Genomic DNA, 19,604 nt, shown 5'->3' on the forward strand with positions numbered 1-19,604 from the left:
CCGGGCAAGGGAGGAAACATGCTCGAACTGTTTTCGTTGAAAGGTAAGGTCGCCGTCATTACTGGTGCGAGCCGGGGCCTGGGAAAGCCGATGGCAAAGGGCCTGGCGGCTGCCGGAGCGCATGTTGTTCTCATCGCTCGCGACCGTCAGAAGCTCGAATCCGTCGCCGCCGAAATCGCGGACGAAGGCAGGCAGGCGACAGTGCTGCCGCTCGATCTTGCGAATGAAGACGAGATCAGGACAGGCATCCGCAAGGTTGCCGGCGATCTCGGGCACATCGATATCTGCGTGAACAATGCCGGCATCATCAACTGGCAGCCCGTCCTCGAAAGCGACCTCGGCGATCTCGAGCAGATCATGGATACGAATGTGAGGGCGACATTCATCATGGCGCAGGAATGTGCTGCGGTCATGAAGGCCGGTGGGCGTGGTGGCCGCATCGTCAACACCGGATCCGTGCTGTCGACAATCGGCCGGGCCAAGCTACACGGCTACTGCACATCCAAGGCCGCAATCGTCGGTCTGACACGTTCCCTCGCTGCTGAACTTGGACGCGACAACATTACGGCCAATGTCATCGCGCCGGGCTATTTCGTCACCGACATCAACACGAGCATCACTTCGCGCGCAGGCTATGTCGAAGCCGTGAGCGGCGTCACGCCCATGGAGCGATGGGGTCGTCCGGAAGAACTCGTCGGCACGCTCGTCTATCTTGCGTCGGATGCGTCGAGCTTCGTCACGGGGCAGGTGATCCATGTCGACGGTGGCCTGAGTGCCACATTCACCTTCCAGCTCGCAGCCTGAGAGGACATCATGACCGAACGTTTTTCCCTGAAGGGTCGTGTCGCTGTCGTCACCGGCTCATCGCGCGGCCTGGGTTTCGAGATGGCAAAGGCGCTTGGCGAATCCGGTGCACGGGTCTGGATGACTGCGCGTGGGCAGGAGCAGCTGGAGGCATCGGCGGAAAGCCTCAGGGCTGAAGGCCTCGATGTCAGGACACGCGCTTTCGATCTGGCAGACGGTCAGGCCTGCGTGGATGCGATCCGGGAAATCGGTGCTGCGGAAGGGCGTCTGGACATACTGGTCAACAATGCCGGCATCAATGCCTGGGAGCCGCTGGCGGAGGCCACGACTGCAACCTGGGACCGCGTGATGGGCACCAATGTGCGGGCGCCTTATCTGCTTTGTCGCGAGGCCGCACGGCTGATGGTGCCCAATGGCTGGGGGCGCATCATCAATGTCGGCTCGGCGCTGGCGGTGACTGGCCGCGAAAAGGTGACGGCTTATGTCGCCAGCAAACATGGCCTTGCCGGCATGACCAAAGCGCTGGCCGCGGAGCTGGGCCCCAAGGGCGTAACCTGCAACATGATGGCGCCGGGCTATTTCCTCACCGAGATCAACACCACCATTCTGGCAAGGCCTGGCTACGAAAAGGGCGTTTCCAGCCGAATCCCGCTTGGCCGCTGGGGCGACCCGGAAGAGGCCGGCGGGGTTATCGCCTTCATGGCGTCGAAGGCGTCCAGCTACATGAACGGCCATGTGCTGGTGGTCGATGGCGGCATGACGGAAACGTTTGTGCTGCCGGTCGATGCGGTGTGAGGGGAATGCGATGAACAAAGAAGTAGCGCTTGTAACGGGTGCCGGTCGCGGCATCGGGCTTGCCACGACGCAGCGCCTGCTGGATGACGGTTTTCACGTCGTCATGGTCGATCTCAACGCGGAGCCTCTGGCCACCAATGCGGCCGCGCTGCTCGAAGCAGGCGGCTCGGTGGAACATCACGCGATTTCCATTACCGACCGTGCAGCGGTCTCGGCTTTGATTGCTTCGCTGCCGAGGCTGGACGTCCTGGTGAACAACGCTGCGGTTTTCTGGGATGGCAAGTTCGATGATGTCTGCGAAGACGATTTCAAGAAGATGTATGAAGTCAACGTCATCGGTGCCTTCGTCATGGCTCAGGAAGCCATCAAGGTGATGAAACGCGGCGCGCGGATCGTCAATGTCGCGTCTCGCGCCTATCTCGCCGGCTACGCCCATTCCCCCTACATCACCTCGAAGGCTGGCGCTGTCGGCCTGACGCGCGGCATGGCGTTCGATCTGGCCGAACGCGGCATTTTCGTAAACGCGATAGCGCCGGGTCTGATCGAGACCGATATGTTCCGCTCGCTGACGCCGGAACGCCAGCAGGAACTGATCGCCAAGCAACCCACGAAGGAAGTCGGCCAGCCGGAAGACATCGCGAATGGCATCGCCTTCTTCGCAAGCCCGCGCACCAGAAACGTCACCGGCCAGATACTGACGCTCGATGGCGGCCGTTCGATGGGCATTTCCATCTACTGACGTTGTTGTATTCGCCATAACAAAAAAGGGGCGGTGCCATGGCGCCGCCCCTTTTTTTGTTTCTGTGCGGTCTAGTAGTTTTCAGGCCGCTTCGTCCGTTTCAACGCCGAGATAAAATTTCTGGATGTCCTGATTGTTGGCAAGATCTTCCGTCGGTCCCTCGAGAACGCTGCGGCCATTTTCGATGACATAGCCATAGGACGCATATTTGAGTGCGATCACAGCATTCTGTTCAACCAGCAGCATCGACACTCGCTTCTCGCGATTGATGCGCGCGATGATCTCGAAAATCTCGGAAACGATCAGCGGCGCCAGTCCGAGCGAGGGTTCGTCGAGCAGGATCATTTCGGGATCGGCGACGATCGCGCGGCCGATTGCCAGCATCTGCTGTTCGCCGCCGGACAGATAACCGGCGGCCTGGTTTCGACGCTGCGAAAGGATCGGGAAGTAGTTATAGACTTCTTCGAACGCGTCCTTTCGCGAGCGCGGTGAGCGCTGCGCGAAAGTCGAGGCGATCAGGTTTTCCTCGACGGTCATTTCCGAAAAGACATGACGGCCTTCGCGAACGTGGAAGATGCCGCGCCGCACGATCTTGTGCGGCGCAAGTTTGAGCACATCTTCTCCGCCGATCGTTATCGAGCCGCGGGTGACACGGCCGTTCTCGAGCGGAAGAAAGCCGGATATGGCTTTGAGCGTCGTCGTCTTGCCCGCACCATTGGCGCCAAGAAGCGCGACGATGCTTCCTTCGGAGACCCGTAAGCTCAGGCTGGAAAGCGCCTGGATGACACCCTGATAGCGGACTTCTAGGTCTCTGATTTCGAGAACGGCTGCCATTTCAGCCTACCTTGACCCATTCGGTCAGAAGCTCGGGTTCGAGATTTTCCGCTTCGGTAAAGCGGATGACACGCCCGAGCCCGATCTGCTGATCGCTGATGGTGACCGGCGCGCCGATCAGGCCGCCAGTGTCCCAATCCTTCACCGTGCGCATGGCCGCGGCCAGATTGTCGCCGTTCACCTCCTGGCCGGCATCGAGCACGATTTCGAAGGCCTTCGTCGCCATCATGCTGCTGATCCATGCATCGAGGAAGCCGAGACGCGCATAGCCGCTGAAGTTCGGGTTCTGCTTCTTCAGGATGTCGCCGATGATCTGCATCGTTTCGCCGGCCGGCTTGACGGTGTCGTCATTCCAGACCTTGATCCCGACCAGTCCGGGAGTGACATCACGCAGGTCGAAGAGTTTGGCACGCTCGCTCTGCCAGACGGTGCCCATGAAGACGACGTCTTCCATGCCGTAGTCACGCACCAGCCGAATAACCTCGGGCCAGACAGCAAAAGAATAGCCGTGGTGGATGACATGGGTTGGCTGTGCCTGGCGTATGGCAAGTGCGAACGAGCTGACGTCGGTCTCGACGAACTTGGTCTGCTGCACCATAGCGACTTCGATGCCGAGTTCCTTGGCGAATGCCACGGCGGCTTCGATTCCGTCGCGGCCCATGCCGGTGCTGGAGTGGACTATGACGAGCTTGGCCGGATTGGAGCCCGAGGAGTCCTTGATGTATTGCACCAGCATCTTGAGCTGCGCGCCATAGGTGGCACCAGGCACGAAGTGATACGGGTAGGCTTTTTCATCGGCCAGTTCCGAAGCGAAGGACCCCGACGTCATGAAGATCTTGTTGGTGGAATTGTTCTCGGGCGAGATCGCCTGGATCATGCCCGTGCTTTCGCCGAACAGATAGTCCACGCGGCCCTGCGCAAGGGCTTTCTTGACGTTGGCAACGGCCACATCCACCTTGAAGGTGGAATCGTTGATAGTGGCATTTACCTTGCGTCCGCGAATGCCGCCCTTGGCGTTGATCCAGTTCGCATAGGCGGTGAAGCCGTCACCCTGGAACTTTCCACCTTCCGCGGCCGGTCCGGTCAGGTCACAGTGGATGCTCCAGTTGAGGTCGTCCGCCGATTGGGCGGTGCGAATGCCGAAGGTCGATACGGCTGCTGCCGCACCTGCCGTTTTTAGAAAACTGCGTCTGCTATACATGCCTTCCTCCACATTGCGTGATCTTTCGATCGCTTAAATTCTTTGATGCCGCCGCCGCGTCGTTGTCAGCGGCGTTCAAACTTTTGTTTCGCGCGCTTCCACAACTGAGCCAGTCCTCGTGGCTCCAGGATCAGGAAGCTGACCATCAGCAAGCCGAACACCGTTTCACGGAGCGGCACGAGGATGAGCGCGATGTCGAAACCGAAAGTATCGCCCACCTGCAGCGCGCCTTCGCGCAGAAGCTCGGGCAGGAGCGTCATGAACACCGCTCCAAGTATGGCGCCGAGTGTCGAGCCCATGCCGCCGACGATGACGGCGGAGAGAAAGAAAACCGACAAAAGAAGGCCGAACTGCTCGGGGTTCACGAAGCGGTTGAAATAGGCAAGCAACCCGCCTGCAACGCCGGCATAGAAGGAACCGAGCGCAAAGGCGATGAGCTTGTATTTGACGATTTCCACGCCGAGAACCTGTGCGGTGAGGTCGCGTTCGCGCACGGCGATGAGAGCACGGCCGACGCGGGAGCGGATCACATTCACCACGAACCAGGTCATGAACACGACGGCAAACAGGATCAGATAGTAGATACGGGTTTCGTTGTTGAGCGAGACGCCGAAGATGGTCGCAGGCTGGACGGTAAGGCCCACATCGCCATTCGTCACGCTTTGCCAGTGCACGAAGACGAAGTTTAGAATGAACTGCGCCGCCAGCGTCGCGATGACGAGATACAGCCCGCGGATGCGCAGGGACGGCAGGCCGAAGCCGACGCCGATCACTGCCGCCATGACACCGGCAAGCGGGATCGCGATCCAGAAAGGCAGGCCAAGGTGGATCTGCGCAAGTGCTGCCGTGTAGGCACCCACACCTATGAAGGCGGCATGGCCGAGTGACAGCAAGCCGGTGTAGCCCATCATGATGTTGAGGCCGTGCGTGGCGATGATGTTGATGCCGAGCAGGCCGGCGAAATAGATCCAGTAACGCGGCGCCACGAATGGCAGGATCAGAAGAATTACCAGCAGCAGGCCGGTTGTCAGCCGGTTGGCGGTGAACCACATCGCGGGGGAACGGAGAGCTGTTGTTTCCACGTAACTGACCATCAGATTCTCTCGATTTCCTTGGTGCCGAACAGACCGGTGGGACGGACCAGCAGGACCATCAGAGCCAGGATGTAAGGGGTGATTTCGCGGTACTCGGTGCCAAGCATCAGGCCGGTTACTGCTTCGAGCCAGCCAATTATGAAGCCCGCTATCAGAACGCCGCCGATCGAGTTCATGCCGCCCAGGATGACGACTGCCAGGACATTGAGCGCGACCATGCCAAGGTGCGGCGTGAGCGTGTTGACGTTGGCCATCAGAACGCCGCTGATGCAGCCGGTGATCGCCGCGATGATCCAGGTGAAGGCGATGATGCGCCGCACGTCGATGCCCATGGAGTAGGCGGTAATGGCATCTGCTGCCGCGGCTCGCAGGGCAACGCCGGCCCGCGAATAGCGCAGATAGGCGATAAGCCCGACGACGATGACGACCGCGATGGCGAAGGCGCGCGCCGTCTTTCCCGGAATGAATATGTCGCCGAGCATGACGGGACTACGCGAAAGGATTGCGGGGATCTGAAGGTCGTTCGGGCCCCAGACCATGCCGACAACGCCACGGATGATCGATCCGATGCCGAATGTTACCATGACCACGGCAATGAACGGTCGGCCCAGCATGGGTCGGATCGCGACCCGTTCGATGAGAAGGGCAATTGCGATGGAACCCGCCAGCGCGACGCAGAATCCGGCGACGAGGCCGAGGGAATAGGTCACGGTTGCCGCGTAGAAGAAATACGCCGACAGCATCATCATCTCGCCCATGGCGAAATTGAAGGTCTTCGACGACTTGAAGATGACGATGATGCCGAGCGCGATCAGTGCGTAGATGCCGCCCGAAGCGATGCCGACGATCGAATATTCGATGAAGAAGTTCATGGGACCGTTCTCCTATGCCGCGTTCGCGGCCGGTTCTTCGGCGCCGCCGAGATAGGCCTTGATGACATCGGGGTTCGCGCGGACCTCGTCAGGAGTTCCCGATGCGATCGGCTTTCCGAAGGAGAGCACCACGACGTGATCCGAAATCCCCATGACCATGCTCATGTCGTGCTCGATGAGCAGAACGGTGGTGTTCCAGTTGTTGCGGACATCGGTGACGAAACGGCTCATTTCCCGCTTTTCCTCGCGGTTCATACCTGCAACCGGCTCGTCGAGGAGCAGTATCTTGGGTTTCATGACCAGCGCGCGGGCAAGTTCGACGCGCTTCTGCAGTCCGTAGGCGAGATCTTCGACCTGATGGTGCTGAACGTGGTCCAGCTCCAGAAGGCCGATGACGTCGCGCTGGATTTCGCGGTCGAGCCGGTCTTCCTCGCGACGTGTCGATGGAAGTCGGAAGCCGGCCGACAACACGCCGCTCTTGAGATTGGTGTGGGCGCCGAGCTTGATGTTGTCCAGCACGGTCATGCCGTGGAAAAGGGCGATGTTCTGGAAGGTGCGGGACATGCCGCGATAGGCGCGCGCATGAGGCCCAAGTGCTGAAATGTCTTCGCCGGCAAGCCGAACTTGCCCGCTATTGGGTTTGTAGAAACCAGAAATGACATTGAACAAGCTGGTTTTGCCTGCACCGTTCGGACCGATGACAGCGGTGATCTTGCCGGTTGCGGCATGAACACTGACACCAGCGAGGGCTTTCACGCCTCCGAAGGTGAGCTGGATATTTTCGACGTCCAACATTTCAGCCGGCCTGCTGAACGATAGGCGCACGAAATCGTGTCAGGAAACCTGAAATTTTCATCGGATCGATCCTCCCTATCCCGTAGCGCTTCCTCCACCCGGGATTTTTAAAAAGTCTAACAGTTGTTCGAAAGTTTGTCACCAACTTGCTTCCATTTTCCGCAAAGGCTAGTCAAGTCACTGAAAATGAAAGATTTCTCTTGTCGAGGGGGGCCGTCGTGGCTTTCCACTCATTGTTAGAATCGAAGAGCGGATAGGCCGGCTGCGGCTTCGAACCGAATGCAGTCTCGAACGGCACATCAAGTCCCGCGCTCATCGTATTCTGGTGTTCGATAACGAGTTTCATGATTTACCTCCCGCTCTGTGCCACCTTCACCCTTATAACGGTTAGGGCTTTACGTCACAGAATTCTAACGATAGTTAGATTATGGAGATCAGGCAAGCCATTTGGTTGGCGAGCCTCGGAGGAGAAGCGGAATATGACAGGACAGCCCAAGAGGCTTCGCCGGTGCCAGCTCGCCGTGCCGGGTTCAAGCGACAAGATGATGGTCAAGGCGGCCGGCATGGAGGTCGACCATATCTTTCTGGATCTGGAAGATGCCGTTGCACCGGCGGCCAAGGTGCCTGCGCGTGCGCAGATAATCAACGCGCTGAATACGCTCGACTTCGGGAGCTCGGTGCGGTGCGTTCGCATCAACGACCTCGACACGCATTATGCCTATGAGGACATCATCAGCGTGGTGGAAGGGGCGGGCGCCAATCTCGACACCATCCTCGTTCCCAAAGTCAAATCCGCCTGCGACGTGCGCTTCGTCGACCGGCTTCTTACGCAGATCGAGACCAAGATGGGTTTTCAGCGCCGCATCGGCATCGAAGTGCTGATCGAGGAAGCGGAAGCCATCATGCGCGTCGAGGAAATTGCCGGTGCATCCGACCGGCTGGAAGCCCTCATCTTCGGAATGGGGGATTATTCCGCCTCGCAAGGCATCGATCCCCGCGCCATTTCCGGCGACAGCGGCTATCCGGGCGACATCTGGCACTACGCGCGATACAAGATGATCGTTGCTGCAAAAACCTACGGTCTCGATGCCGTCGATGGCCCCTTCGTCAATTTCCGCGACGGCGACTGGTTCAGGACCGAGTGCGTTCGCGCGCTGCAATTGGGCGCAGCAGGCAAATGGGCAATCCATCCCAGCCAGGTCGAAATCGCCCAGGACGTTTTCAGCCCGTCGCAAGTGGAGGTCGATCGCGCCTACAAGGCGGTGTCTGCCTATAGGCAGGCGCAGGAGCAGGGGCTTGGCGCGATCCAGGTCGACGGACAGATGGTCGACGTCGCAACCGTTCGGCTGGTGCAGCGCATCATCGACCGCGCCGAACTTGCCGGCATGAAGCCGTCCGTGGGGATTTAGCCGAACATGGCCAAGTCGACATCCGGTAATTTCTTCGAGGATTTCCGGCTCGGGCAAGAGATCGCCCATGCCGTGCCACGCACGATCACCACAGGTGACGTGGCTCTCTACTCCGCGCTTTACGGCATGCGTTTCGCGCCGCAATCCTCGGACGCATTTGCACGGTCGTTGGGACTGCCCCGCGCGCCGATCGACAATCTGCTGCTGTTCCACGTCATCTTCGGCAAAACGGTGCCGGACATCTCGCTCAATGCGGTCGCCAATCTGGGTTACGCCGAGTGCCGGTTCCTTGCACCGGCATGGCCGGGTGACAGTTTTACTGCGAAGTCCGAAGTCATCGGCCTGCGCGAGAACGCCAGCGGCAAAACGGGCATCGTCTATGTTCGCTCAAGCGGCATCAATCAGGATAGCGTGAAGGTTCTCGAATTCGTGCGCTGGGTGATGGTCAACAAGCGCGTTTCGGTGAACAAGGCGACGGAAAGCCATGTGCCGGAGACGAACACTGCCGTCGCGGGCGCCGATCTCGTGGTTCCGCCGGCGCTCGATGCAAGCGCATACGATCCAGTTCTGGGCGGAAGCCCTTATTTTTTCGATGATTATCAGGTCGGCGAAAAGATCGATCATATCGACGGCATGACCATCGAAGAGGCCGAACATCAGATCGCTACGCGCCTTAACCAGAATACTGCGAAGGGTCATTTCGACGCTGTCCAGCAGAAGGCAAGCCGTTTCGGCAGGCGCATCGTCTATGGTGGGCACATAATGAGCCTTGCGCGTTCTCTGTCGTTCAACGGTCTTGCGAACGGTGTGTTCGTCGCTGCAATCAATGGCGGACGCCACGTCAATCCTGCGGCGGCCGGCGACACCGTCTATTGCTGGTCGGAAGTGTTGGAGAAACACCTGTTCGACGGTCGGCGCGATATTGGGGCATTACGCATCCGCACCGTCGCGACGAAGGACATTTCCTGCAGCGAATTTCCTGCACCGGGCTCGGAAAGCGAGCCGGTAGTTCTGCTCGATCTCGATTATTGGCTGTTGATGCCCAGGCGGGAAGTCCAGGCATGACCGTGCAAAAATCGCGCCTCGATTTTCCGTGGAAAGCGCCGCCGGCCGCCGGTGAGGTGACGGAGGTGGCAAAGGGCCTGCTGTGGGCCAGGCTGCCGCTGCCATTCCGGCTCGACCACGTGAATGTCTGGCTTCTGGAGGAAGATGACGGCTGGACGGTCATCGATACAGGCTGCGCGACGCCTGAGATACTGGCCGTTTGGGAACGCCTTCTGGCCGGCCCGATGCGTGGCAAGCCGGTGCGCCGGGTCGTCGCAACCCACGGGCATGTCGATCATATCGGGCTGACGGGCTGGCTCGTGCAACGTTTCAATGCCGATTTCATCGGCACTTTTGCGGAATGGGTCTGGGCGAGGCTTAGCCATATGCACGATGTGCCGGGCTCAAGCGCTACGCATCATTCCTACCTCGTCCGCCACGGTTTCGACGATGAAGACGCAGGCAGGCTCGTGCAAAGCCGGCGGCGTTTCATCGACCTCTCGTCTCAGATTCCAGGGTGGATCACCGAGATTCGTAGTGGTGATGCCGTTCGGCTGGGCGGGCGGGAATGGCGTGTTATCGTCACGCGCGGCCACGCCTTCGAGCATGCGTCTTTCTTCAACGAGGAAAGCGGCATCCTGATCGCAGGCGACCATATACTGCCCAGAATATCGCCGGTGATCGCGGTTTATGAAATGATGCCCAAAGCTGACCCGTTGGGCGACTATCTGGATTCGTTCCCGCAGTTCGATGGAATTCCGGCAGATACGCTCATCCTGCCCTCGCATGGCCTGCCCTATCGCGGCATTCATCAACGCATCGCGGAACTGCGCGATCATCATCGACTAAGGCTCGATGCTACTGCATCTTTCCTGAGCAATCCGAGCACTGCGCTTGAACTGTCGCGAGAGATGTTCCCGCACATCGAGGGACCGGACAATATCGGCTTCGCGCTTGGCGAGACATTGGCGCACGTCAACTACTTGGTCGCCCGAAACATCGTCGAAGAAAGGCTCGATGATCAGGGCCGGACCATCTTCGCATTGCGCCGTTGAGCAACGACTTTTCCAGGTGATGATATGACGAACAAGCCGCGTCGCTCGGTGCTTTATGTTCCTGCCACGAACGCAAAGGCGTTGGCCAAGGCGGGCACGCTCGCTTGCGATACGGTGATCGTCGACCTCGAAGATTCGGTCGCGCCGGAAGCAAAAGCGGAGGCGCGTGACGCGCTTGTTGCGCATTTCGCAAATGCGCCTGCTTCCCAGAAGGAGACGGTGATCCGCGTCAACGCGCTGGAAACGGGGTGGGGCGCTGCCGATCTCGCAGCCGCTGCGTCCTGTCATCCCGATGCAGTCCTTCTGCCGAAAGTCGAGACCGCCGATCAGCTGCGTTCCGCCAGAGCCATGCTGGACGAGGCCGGTGCGTCAGATGCCAGCCTGTGGGCGATGATCGAAACGCCCCTGGCGATCGTCAACATCAAGGAGATATGCGCGGTTGGATCGCGAAGCGACATAAGACTGCAATGCCTTGTCGCCGGTACCAACGATCTGGCCAAGGAAACGGTGCTGGCGGGCTCGCGCGCGCGGCTGACGATGGTTGAATGGCTGGCCCCGGCGGTGATCCACGCCAAGGCATTTCTCATCGACATTCTTGATGGTGTCTACAACGACTTCAGAGATGTCGATGGCTTTGCTGCCGAATGCCGTGAGGGCGCTGAACGCGGTTTCGATGGCAAGACGCTCATCCACCCGTCGCAGATAGATGTAGCGAACGAAGTCTTTTCGCCGAGCCAGAAGGCCATCGAGAATGCCCGCGCAATCGTCGCTGCGTTTGATCATCCTGACAACGCGGGCAGGGGCGTGATTTCTCTTGAGGGCAAAATGGTCGAGCGCCTGCACCTGGAGATGGCGCAACGGCTTTTGGTAAAAGCGGCGTCTGTGTGAGTTTTCACTGCCACCTTGATCGCAACACCAGTGCAAATCCGCGACTGCGAGCACTTCAAGCGTGAGTCACAGAGCGCATCGGTTTTTTCAGTACCAGTTGATTGCCAGCCGGCGAATAATTGCCTGACTTGCGAGAAGCGAAAACGGCAAAACAACTCGTGATTGCTCGGCGCGATGCTCGCGGCCCACCACCAATGGCCGGCTTGCGATGCTGCAATGTGGAATTGCCCGCATTTCGCGAGTAACGCAAGATCAGTCTGCGCGCAAAAGGGTCAATTTCCCGGCAATACCCAGTAATCGCGGAAAGGTTGCATTTTTCCTCTGTGCCGAACGCCAATTCAACTGTATGGATTGAAACGGGTGTAGGGGATTTTTTCGATGGTATCTGTGGGGGAGAGCCGTCCGCGGCAGCGGATGGCAGGGAATCCGGGATTTTCGGGGCCTCGTCCCCAGCCGGCCGAAGGGCATGCGTCAGGCAGGCGACACCTTGCACCGCTGAACACACCATCTATCGCACGCGCCTGGCGCCGTGCCCTGACTGCGACATCGGCGCTTGCGCTGATCGTGGCTGTCTCGATCCAGCCGGCATGGGCCGATGGAGGCGCAGGAAGTGCCGGAAGTTTCTATGGCGGTAGAGGCGGCGTCGACAGTGCCGAAGGGACCGGCGAGAACGGTGTCGCAGCATCTTACGCCGGCGGTGGCGGCGGCGCCGGCAAGACCGGTGGAAACGGAGCAACCAGTTCAAGCGGCGGCAACAGCATCGGCGGCAATGGCGGGGCCAGCGCGGGCGAAGCGGGTGCCGACGGCGGCAGTAGCAGCAACGCCAGTGGCGGCGGTGGCGGCGGCGGCGCGCATGGCTCCGTCGATACTGCACTTCCGGGCACGACAACCACCGGCGGCAAAGGTGGTAAGGGCGGCGATGGAAACTACGGCGATGGCGGTGGCGGCGGCGCGGGCGGCTATGGCGCGGTCGTCATCGGAGACGGCGACAAGGGCTTGCTTTCGACCAATCTGGAAGGTGGTGCGGGTGGCGCAGGTGGTGCAACCAGCCTACCTAGAGAGATTGATTATGGCGGCAATGGCGGCAGCGGCGGTGTGGGCCTGCTGTTTTCGGGCACGGGCGGCAAGACCGTCACCATCGGCGCCGGGGTGACAGGTGGCAATGGCGGCAATGCCGGGGCAGCCCATGTGAATGTCCCCTACCAATACCGATCGAAAGGTGGTGCGGGTGGCGCAGGTCTCGTCGGAGACAACCTTGCCATCACCATTGACGCCAGCGGCGCGATTACCGGCGGCAATGGCGGTGCGCCCAGCGCCACCGGTTTCGACTTCGCCGGCGCAGGCGGTGTGGGTCTCTCCGGCTCGGGGCTCACTGTGTCGCTTTCCGGCGCCATTTCCGGTGGGTTCAGTGGCGACGGCACCAGCCGGGCCAACGCCATCGACTTCACCGGCGGCAACAATTTTCTCACCCTGAACACTGGCTGGTCGCTGAACGGCGGCATCGGCGTGACCGGCGGACTCACTTTCGATCAGGCTATCAGTGCCACGGTTGCCAATACGATTTCAGGGTCGGGCACGCTGACCAAGACCGGCGCTGGCACACTGACGCTTACGGGCGCCAACACCTACAGCGGCACCACGACAATCACGGCAGGCGTGCTGCAGGTCGGCAATGGCGGAACGACGGGTCAACTCGGCTCGGGCGCGGTCGTCAACAACAGCGCGCTTGTCTACAACCGCTCGGGCACTTTCACCGTTGCCAATACGATTTCAGGGTCGGGCACGCTGACCAGGACCGGTTCTGGCACGCAGATCCTGACCGGCGCCAACACCTACAGCGGCACCACGACAATCACGGCAGGTATCCTGCAGGTCGGCAATGGCGGAACGACGGGCCAGCTCGGCTCGGGCGCGATCGTCAACAACAGCGCGCTTGTCTACAACCGCTCGGACGATTTCACCGTTGCCAACACGATCTCAGGAACCGGCACCTTTACAAAGGAGGGTGAGGGCACGCTGACGCTTACGGGCGCCAACACCTATTCCGGCGGCACGACCGTCTCGGAGGGGACGCTGGCTTTGGGACGGCTCAATGCGGCCGGTACCGGTGGGCTGACCGTCGACGGCGGCACGTTCGACTTGGGCAACTACTCGCAGGTCGTTTCTTCCCTACAGGGCACCGGCGGAACGATAAATTCGAATGGCGGCATGCTCAATGTCGACCAAACTACCGACACCGCTTTCGACGGCGATGTGACCGGTTTGGGAACTCTGAACAAGAACGGCACCGGTACCCTGACCATGAATGGCGTGATCCGCGGTGGGCATCTGGGCATCAGTGCCGGGACGCTGGTTCTGAACAGCGCAAACACCTACAATGTCGGGGGCGCTGGTGGCGGCACGTTCTTGGCCGATGCGACGCTGATTGTCGGGCATGACAACGCGCTTGCAGACAGCACACTGTCTGTCTTCGGATCAAACGCAATCCTGGGTGCGAACAAGACAGTGACGCTGGCCAACGACATTGATCTCGTCGGTATTTCCAATGGGAGTCTCACGGTCGATGCAACTGCCGATCTGACGCTGAGCGGCATAATCAGGGACAATGGCGGAACAAGTGGCACACTCACCAAGAAGGGTGACGGTGCGCTGACCCTTACGGGCGCCAATACCTATGGCGGCGGCACTACCGTCTCGGACGGAACGCTGGCCATTTCCGACGACGCCAATCTCGGCGCGGCCACGGGCCGACTGAAGCTCGATGGCGGCACGTTGGAGTCGCTCGCCGACATCGAAATGACCCGGGCCATCTCGCTGGGAACTTCGGGGGGCAGCTTCGCCCCCGTTTCCGGGACGTCTCTGACGCTCGGCGGCGATATCGACGGCGACGGCGGCCTCGATATCGAGGGCGACGGAACTCTCGTCCTCACCGGCACAAACAGCTATCTGGGGGGCACCGCCGTCTCGGGGGGCACGCTCGTTCTCGGCACCGAGGCCGGCGGCGCTGGCAGCCTGACGACAACGATCCTCGGCGAGATCGTCAATGATGGCGGCATCCTCGAGATCGTCAAGGCCGATCTTACGGACGTTACGATGATCCGGAATAAAAGCTTCACCGTCTTCCACAACAACATGTCGGCGGGATCGACCTCGATCACCAACACCGGCCTTCTCGCCTTCGACGACACGAGCAGTGCCGGCGAGGCAGACATCATCAACGATGGCGGCGTTGTCTTCGCTGACATGACCAGCGCCGGCATGGCGACCATCACCAACACCGGCGTGCTCATCTTTTACGGCGAAAGCAGCGCCGACAACGCGACCATAACCGCGACGGAAGATGCGTATGTCTACTTCACCGATTATTCCACGGCCGGCAAGGCGGCTCTCGTCGCCAATGGCAGCGTCTTCGACCTGAGCAACACACTTGGCACGGATGGCGACGGCCTCGTCACCGCCGGGTCGATCGCCGGCACCAGCACCGGCACGTTCTTCCTTGGCGAAAACCGTCTCGTCGTCGGCGGCAACGGTGCTTCGACCGAATTCGCCGGCGAGATCGCCGACGACGATCCATCGTGCGGATGCGGTCGGACCGGCGGCTCCCTCGTCAAGACCGGCACCGGCACGCTGACGCTCACCGGCGCCAGCACCTACACCGGCGGCACGACCGTCTCGAACGGCACGCTGCGGATCGGCGATGGCGGGGCGGGTGGCAGCATTGCCGGCGATGTCGACGTCTCGGGCAGCGGCACCGTGTCGGGAACGGGCAGCATCGCGGGCGATGTGCGGTTTTCGGCGGGCGGCGTCCTTGCCGGGGCCCAGGGCCAGACCCTGACCATCGGCGGCGACCTGGCGCTGGATGCGGCCTCGTCGATAGACGTCGCGCTCGGCGGCGCGCCGACGGCAGCGCTGTTCGACGTCCACGGCGACCTGACGCTCGACGGCACACTCAACATCACCGACCAGGGCGGGTTCGGCGCCGGCGTTTATCGCCTGTTCGACTATGGTGGCGCCTTGACCGATAACGGGCTTGATATCGGCATGGTACCGACCGGCGTCGATGCGGCCACAATGTTCGTCCAGACCGCGGCCGCCCAACAGGTCAATCTGGTCAATACGGCAGGCCAGCAGCTCCGGTTCTGGGATGGCGGCGATCCGGCCGGCATCAATGACGGCATCATCAATGGCGGCGACGGCGTGTGGAGTGCTGCGGGCGCGACCTGGACCGGCGACGACGGCGCGCTCAACGGGCCGATGCTGCCGGACCCCGCTTTCGCCGTGTTCCAGGGCGTGGCGGGAACGGTGACAGTGGATGACGGGTCCGGTACTGTCGCTGCCACGGGCATGCAGTTTGTCACCGACGGATACCGGATCGAGGGCGATGGCATCGCGCTCGCAGGCATCGGCGGGGAGAGCATCATCCGGGTTGGCGACGGCACTGCAGCCGGTGCTGCGACGACAGCGACCATCGCCTCCTCGCTGACCGGCACTGCACGCCTGATCAAGGACGATCTCGGCACGCTGGTGCTGGAAGGCGCTAACACCTATGCGGGCGGCACCGAGTTGCGCGGCGGCACGCTGTCGGTCGCCTCGGATGCCAATCTCGGCAATGTGGCGGGCGGGCTTGCCTTCACCGGCGGCACGCTGGCGACAATTTCGAGCTTCGACAGCGCGCGCGCTGTTGCGCTCGACACGACAGGCCGCTTCGATGTTGCCGCCGCAACCCAACTCGGGCTCGGCGGCGCAATCACCGGCGCGGGCGATCTTTACAAGACGGGCGCCGGCACGCTGGTGCTCACCGGGGCCAATGCCTATGGCAACACGCTGGTCGCGCAGGGAACGCTGGCCGGCAACACGGCATCGATCTCGGGCAATATCGGCAATGCCGCGATCGTGGTCTTCGATCAGGGCGCGGACAACACCTTTGCCGGCACTATTGCCGGTCTAGGCGGCACCAATGGTGCGATGATCAAGCGGGGAGCAGGCACGTTGACGCTCGCGGGCGCATCGAGCCTCGACTGGTCGGTCGAGACGGGCGGGCTGGTCAGCTCGGCGTCGCGGTTTGGTGGCGATGCCGCTATCGGCATCGGAGCCCGCTTCACCCTTGATGATGCGGCCAATGCCACTTATGCCGGCGTGATCTCGGGCGCGGGCGACTTCATCAAGGCAGGCGCGGGCGATCTTCGCCTGACCGGCGACAGTTCGGCATTTGAGGGCCTGACCACGGTCTCGGGCGGGCGGCTCAGCGTCGGTGTGGGCGGGTTCGGCTCGCTTGGCGGCACGCTGGTGGTTGCATCGGGCGGCTTTCTCGGCGGCTCGGGCACGATCGGCACGACATCGGTAGCATCCGGCGGCATCATCGCACCGGGCAATTCGATCGGCACGCTAAAGGTCAATGGCGATCTAACCTTGGCTGCGGGCTCCATTTATCGGGTCGAGATCGCCGGCACCGGCACTTCCGACCGCATCGACGTCACCGGCAAGGCGACAGTGTCGGGCAGCAATGTCTCCGTGATGGCGCTCGACCCGAAGGTCAGCTACCAGAACGGCCAGACATATCGGATCCTGAATGCCGATGGCGGTGTCAGCGGAACATTCGCCGCGCCGCTCACCCAGTCGGCCTTCCTCGACCTGACGCTCGATCACAAGGCCAAGTCGGTCGATCTGACCATCAAGATCAAGGGCCCTGATCCGGAAGAGCCTGAAGAACCGGAAGAGCCGGAAACGCCGCCACTGTTCGGGACGGTTGCCGAAACCCGCAACCAGCTCGCAACCGCCGGGGCGCTCGACACGCTGGAACAGAGTGGTGCGTCGCTGGCGCTTTACAACACCTTGCTGGTGCTCGACGCAGCGCAGGCCCGTGCCGCTTTCGACGGGCTCTCGGGCGAGGTTCATGCTTCGGCCAAGACCGCGCTGATCGAGGATACCGCCCATATCCGCAATGCAGCCAACGACCGCATCCGCGCTGCCTTTGAGGGTGTGGGTGCAGCACCCGTCCCGATTCTGGCCTACGGGCCGGACGGTCAGCACTTGGCACCCGCCTCGTCCGACCATGGCCTTGCCGTCTGGGGCAATGCCTTCGGTTCCTGGGGTCATGTCGGCAGCGACGGCAATGCCGCGCGGCTGGACCACTCGACCGGCGGCCTGCTCGTCGGCGGCGATGCTATGCTGGGCGACTGGCGGCTCGGCCTGCTTGCCGGCTACAGCCGCTCCAGCTTCGACGTGAAGGGTCGCGCCTCTTCCGGCGACAGCGACAATTACCATGTCGGCCTTTATGGCGGCACGCAGTGGGGCGCGCTCGCCTTCCGCACCGGCCTTGCCTATAGCTGGCACGACATCGAGACCCGCCGCGACGTTGCCTTCCCGGGCTTCAGCGACCAGCTCAAGGGCGATTACCGCGCCGGCACCACGCAGCTCTTCGGCGAGTTCGGTTATGGCATCGAGGCGGGAGCGTTCAGCTTCGAACCCTTCGCTAACCTCGCCTATGTCAGTCTACGCACAGGTGGCTTTGCCGAACAGGGCGGGGCCGCAGCGCTTGCCAGTGCCAGCCAGACCACCGACGTTACCTTCACCACGCTGGGCCTGCGTGCTGCATCGGCCTTCACCCTCGGCACGGTCGAGGTGACGGCAAAGGGCATGCTCGGTTGGCGGCATGCCTTCGGCGATGTCACGCCGCTGTCCACGGCAGCCTTTGCCGGCAGCAATGCCTTCACCGTGGCCGGCACCCCGATCGCGCGCAATGCAGCCCTCGTCGAAGCCGGCCTCGACCTCAAGCTTTCCGACACCGCCAGCATCAGTGCCTCCTACACCGGGCAATATGGCTCAGGCGCACAAGAGCACGGCTTCAAGGCAAGGCTCGGCGTCGCGTTTTGAAGTGTCAGGGGTCAACGCCAACGACGCTGAGTTGGCGTTGATCTCGATATCGCGGTGAGTTCCTAAGACGCGGTTTCACGCTCGATCAGGTCAAAACCTGTGTCTACGCTCAATCCTGGCAACTGATTATCTTGCTGGAAAAGCAACTTGACGGCACCGGAGCCGATTTCCTTTGGATTGGGCTTCACCGTCGTCAGTTTCGGTGCGATCGCCGAGGCAATTTCGTAATCACCCCAACCGATTACCCCGATTTTCTGAGGTACTGCGATATTGCGGCGGTTGCATTCGAATATGATGCCGGCGGCGACGATATCGGTCGGACAGATCACCGCGTCCAGTTCGCGGTCGAGGCTCAGAAGGTTGTCCAGTGCTTCGCTTCCAGCCTCAAATCCATGCGGCTCGGCCACGTCCACGATAAGGTCCTCGCGCAATCCCGCAGCACGCATTTCCGCGCGAAAGACAGGCGGGCGTTCGCGAAACCGCCGTGAGGCCGGATCGCCATGGCTGACGAGACCGATCCGCCGTCGCCCGGCCTTGATATGATGCCGACAAGCCGCTCGCACCGCAGCCGCGATATCGTAGCCGATTGCCTTGTCGATCGGATCATGCAGCAGCCAGGTCTCGACCAGCGGGATGCCCGACCGCCGCAGCAAATCGACCGTGGCCGGCGTGTGTTCATTGCCGATCAGGATCAGGCCGGATACGCGCAGTCCGATGAAAGCTTGCACCGCTTCGAATTCCTGCTCCGGCGATTCCGCCAGCATGAAGACGAGCTTCTTGCCTGCGGCATCAGCCGCTTCCTCCAGGCCGCTGATATATTGATAGAAACTGGAGTTCTTTACTGAAGGGATGGTGCTGCCGATCAGGCGGCTCTTTCCCGCCGCCAGATGCCCGGCTGACATGTTGGGCACATAGCCAAGCTGTCTCGCTACGTCTTCAACGCGCTGCCGGGTGTCCTCCTGCACACGGTCCGGATAGCGGAAGGTATTGGATACCGTCATCGGCGATACATCCGCGGCCTCTGCCACCTCGCGCATCGTCGTCATCCGCCGGAAGCCGTCGCTGGAAGTCATGTTCTCTTTTCTCCTCCAATTGCGAGCGTTTCTTCCAGAATCAGGCCGTCTTTCGCAAAGGCGAGGCTATCTTTCCCGCGCGTTGACTTCTAGAAAGCCAGAACTATTGTAGCGCTACAATCACCGCA

At 61.3% G+C, this 19,604-nt stretch carries 15 protein-coding genes; 8 read left to right on the plus strand and 7 right to left on the minus strand.

The window, feature by feature from the left end; translation table 11 throughout:
* Positions 1 to 18: 18 nt before the first annotated feature.
* Genes WBQ96_RS01280 through WBQ96_RS01290 form a run of 3 tightly spaced genes read left to right on the plus strand, consistent with a single transcriptional unit; the run spans position 19 to position 2,338 of the window.
* Positions 19 to 804, plus strand: a complete 786-nt coding sequence (locus WBQ96_RS01280; RefSeq protein ID WP_336546959.1) for an SDR family NAD(P)-dependent oxidoreductase — start codon at positions 19 to 21, stop codon at positions 802 to 804.
* A 9-nt stretch (positions 805 to 813) separates the two neighbouring features.
* Complete coding sequence (locus tag WBQ96_RS01285; protein ID WP_336546958.1) at positions 814 to 1,599, plus strand: SDR family NAD(P)-dependent oxidoreductase; 786 nt, start codon at positions 814 to 816, stop codon at positions 1,597 to 1,599.
* A 10-nt stretch (positions 1,600 to 1,609) separates the two neighbouring features.
* A complete protein-coding gene (locus WBQ96_RS01290; RefSeq protein ID WP_165117356.1) occupies positions 1,610 to 2,338 on the plus strand; it encodes an SDR family NAD(P)-dependent oxidoreductase in 729 nt (242 codons plus the stop codon).
* Between the two features lie 81 nt (positions 2,339 to 2,419).
* Here the strand turns inward: WBQ96_RS01290 and WBQ96_RS01295 are convergent, their stop codons facing one another.
* The 6 genes from WBQ96_RS01295 to WBQ96_RS01320 all read right to left on the minus strand — a co-directional run bounded on the left by WBQ96_RS01295 (position 2,420) and on the right by WBQ96_RS01320 (position 7,480).
* A complete protein-coding gene (locus WBQ96_RS01295; RefSeq protein WP_336546956.1) occupies positions 2,420 to 3,172 on the minus strand; it encodes an ABC transporter ATP-binding protein in 753 nt (250 codons plus the stop codon).
* 1 nt (position 3,173) lies between these two features.
* Complete coding sequence (locus tag WBQ96_RS01300; RefSeq protein WP_336546954.1) at positions 3,174 to 4,373, minus strand: substrate-binding domain-containing protein; 1,200 nt, start codon at positions 4,371 to 4,373, stop codon at positions 3,174 to 3,176.
* Between the two features lie 65 nt (positions 4,374 to 4,438).
* Positions 4,439 to 5,467: a branched-chain amino acid ABC transporter permease gene (locus WBQ96_RS01305; RefSeq protein ID WP_165117352.1), complete on the minus strand. Its 1,029-nt coding sequence runs from the start codon at positions 5,465 to 5,467 to the stop codon at positions 4,439 to 4,441.
* A complete protein-coding gene (locus WBQ96_RS01310) occupies positions 5,467 to 6,339 on the minus strand; it encodes a branched-chain amino acid ABC transporter permease (protein WP_165117350.1) in 873 nt (290 codons plus the stop codon). Before WBQ96_RS01310 ends, WBQ96_RS01305 begins: the two co-directional genes overlap by 1 nt.
* A gap of 12 nt (positions 6,340 to 6,351) precedes the next feature.
* The gene (locus WBQ96_RS01315) at positions 6,352 to 7,134 is read right to left on the minus strand and encodes an ABC transporter ATP-binding protein (RefSeq protein ID WP_165117348.1); all 783 of its coding nucleotides are present in this window, start codon (positions 7,132 to 7,134) and stop codon (positions 6,352 to 6,354) included.
* 172 nt (positions 7,135 to 7,306) lie between these two features.
* Complete coding sequence (locus tag WBQ96_RS01320; RefSeq protein WP_336546950.1) at positions 7,307 to 7,480, minus strand: hypothetical protein; 174 nt, start codon at positions 7,478 to 7,480, stop codon at positions 7,307 to 7,309.
* Positions 7,481 to 7,613: 133 nt separating this feature from the next.
* On the opposite strand from WBQ96_RS01320, the gene WBQ96_RS01325 reads away from it, so the two are divergent.
* The 5 genes from WBQ96_RS01325 (at position 7,614) to WBQ96_RS01345 (ending at position 18,403) form a co-directional block, all read left to right on the plus strand.
* The gene (locus WBQ96_RS01325) at positions 7,614 to 8,543 is read left to right on the plus strand and encodes an HpcH/HpaI aldolase/citrate lyase family protein (protein WP_336546948.1); all 930 of its coding nucleotides are present in this window, start codon (positions 7,614 to 7,616) and stop codon (positions 8,541 to 8,543) included.
* 6 nt (positions 8,544 to 8,549) lie between these two features.
* On the plus strand, positions 8,550 to 9,608 hold the full coding sequence (locus tag WBQ96_RS01330) for a MaoC family dehydratase (protein ID WP_336546946.1): 1,059 nt from the start codon (positions 8,550 to 8,552) through the stop codon (positions 9,606 to 9,608).
* Positions 9,605 to 10,642: an MBL fold metallo-hydrolase gene (locus WBQ96_RS01335; RefSeq protein WP_336546944.1), complete on the plus strand. Its 1,038-nt coding sequence runs from the start codon at positions 9,605 to 9,607 to the stop codon at positions 10,640 to 10,642. The genes WBQ96_RS01330 and WBQ96_RS01335 overlap by 4 nt, the downstream gene beginning before the upstream one ends.
* Positions 10,643 to 10,666: 24 nt before the next feature.
* Positions 10,667 to 11,530: an HpcH/HpaI aldolase/citrate lyase family protein gene (locus WBQ96_RS01340; RefSeq protein ID WP_165117338.1), complete on the plus strand. Its 864-nt coding sequence runs from the start codon at positions 10,667 to 10,669 to the stop codon at positions 11,528 to 11,530.
* A gap of 564 nt (positions 11,531 to 12,094) precedes the next feature.
* On the plus strand, positions 12,095 to 18,403 hold the full coding sequence (locus tag WBQ96_RS01345) for an autotransporter-associated beta strand repeat-containing protein (RefSeq protein ID WP_336546942.1): 6,309 nt from the start codon (positions 12,095 to 12,097) through the stop codon (positions 18,401 to 18,403).
* A gap of 62 nt (positions 18,404 to 18,465) precedes the next feature.
* Here the strand turns inward: WBQ96_RS01345 and WBQ96_RS01350 are convergent, their stop codons facing one another.
* The gene (locus WBQ96_RS01350) at positions 18,466 to 19,476 is read right to left on the minus strand and encodes a LacI family DNA-binding transcriptional regulator (RefSeq protein WP_165117334.1); all 1,011 of its coding nucleotides are present in this window, start codon (positions 19,474 to 19,476) and stop codon (positions 18,466 to 18,468) included.
* Between the last annotated feature and the right edge of the window lie 128 nt (positions 19,477 to 19,604).

Source organism: Mesorhizobium sp. CCNWLY176 (assembly GCF_037153935.1).
Taxonomy (GTDB): Bacteria; Pseudomonadota; Alphaproteobacteria; order Rhizobiales; family Rhizobiaceae; genus Mesorhizobium_M; species Mesorhizobium_M zhangyense.

What these genes read in the sequence shown, in the direction of transcription:
- WBQ96_RS01310 (WP_165117350.1), bottom strand. Translation starts at nt 6,339, where the DNA reads ATGAACTTCTTCATCGAATATTCGATCGTCGGCATCGCTTCGGGCGGC.
- WBQ96_RS01315 (WP_165117348.1), bottom strand. Translation starts at nt 7,134, where the DNA reads ATGTTGGACGTCGAAAATATCCAGCTCACCTTCGGAGGCGTGAAAGCC.
- WBQ96_RS01350 (WP_165117334.1), bottom strand. Translation starts at nt 19,476, where the DNA reads ATGACTTCCAGCGACGGCTTCCGGCGGATGACGACGATGCGCGAGGTG.
- WBQ96_RS01330 (WP_336546946.1), top strand. Translation starts at nt 8,550, where the DNA reads ATGGCCAAGTCGACATCCGGTAATTTCTTCGAGGATTTCCGGCTCGGG.
- WBQ96_RS01305 (WP_165117352.1), bottom strand. Translation starts at nt 5,467, where the DNA reads ATGGTCAGTTACGTGGAAACAACAGCTCTCCGTTCCCCCGCGATGTGG.
- WBQ96_RS01280 (WP_336546959.1), top strand. Translation starts at nt 19, where the DNA reads ATGCTCGAACTGTTTTCGTTGAAAGGTAAGGTCGCCGTCATTACTGGT.
- WBQ96_RS01290 (WP_165117356.1), top strand. Translation starts at nt 1,610, where the DNA reads ATGAACAAAGAAGTAGCGCTTGTAACGGGTGCCGGTCGCGGCATCGGG.
- WBQ96_RS01340 (WP_165117338.1), top strand. Translation starts at nt 10,667, where the DNA reads ATGACGAACAAGCCGCGTCGCTCGGTGCTTTATGTTCCTGCCACGAAC.
- WBQ96_RS01300 (WP_336546954.1), bottom strand. Translation starts at nt 4,373, where the DNA reads ATGTATAGCAGACGCAGTTTTCTAAAAACGGCAGGTGCGGCAGCAGCC.
- WBQ96_RS01325 (WP_336546948.1), top strand. Translation starts at nt 7,614, where the DNA reads ATGACAGGACAGCCCAAGAGGCTTCGCCGGTGCCAGCTCGCCGTGCCG.
- WBQ96_RS01285 (WP_336546958.1), top strand. Translation starts at nt 814, where the DNA reads ATGACCGAACGTTTTTCCCTGAAGGGTCGTGTCGCTGTCGTCACCGGC.
- WBQ96_RS01295 (WP_336546956.1), bottom strand. Translation starts at nt 3,172, where the DNA reads ATGGCAGCCGTTCTCGAAATCAGAGACCTAGAAGTCCGCTATCAGGGT.
- WBQ96_RS01320 (WP_336546950.1), bottom strand. Translation starts at nt 7,480, where the DNA reads ATGAAACTCGTTATCGAACACCAGAATACGATGAGCGCGGGACTTGAT.
- WBQ96_RS01335 (WP_336546944.1), top strand. Translation starts at nt 9,605, where the DNA reads ATGACCGTGCAAAAATCGCGCCTCGATTTTCCGTGGAAAGCGCCGCCG.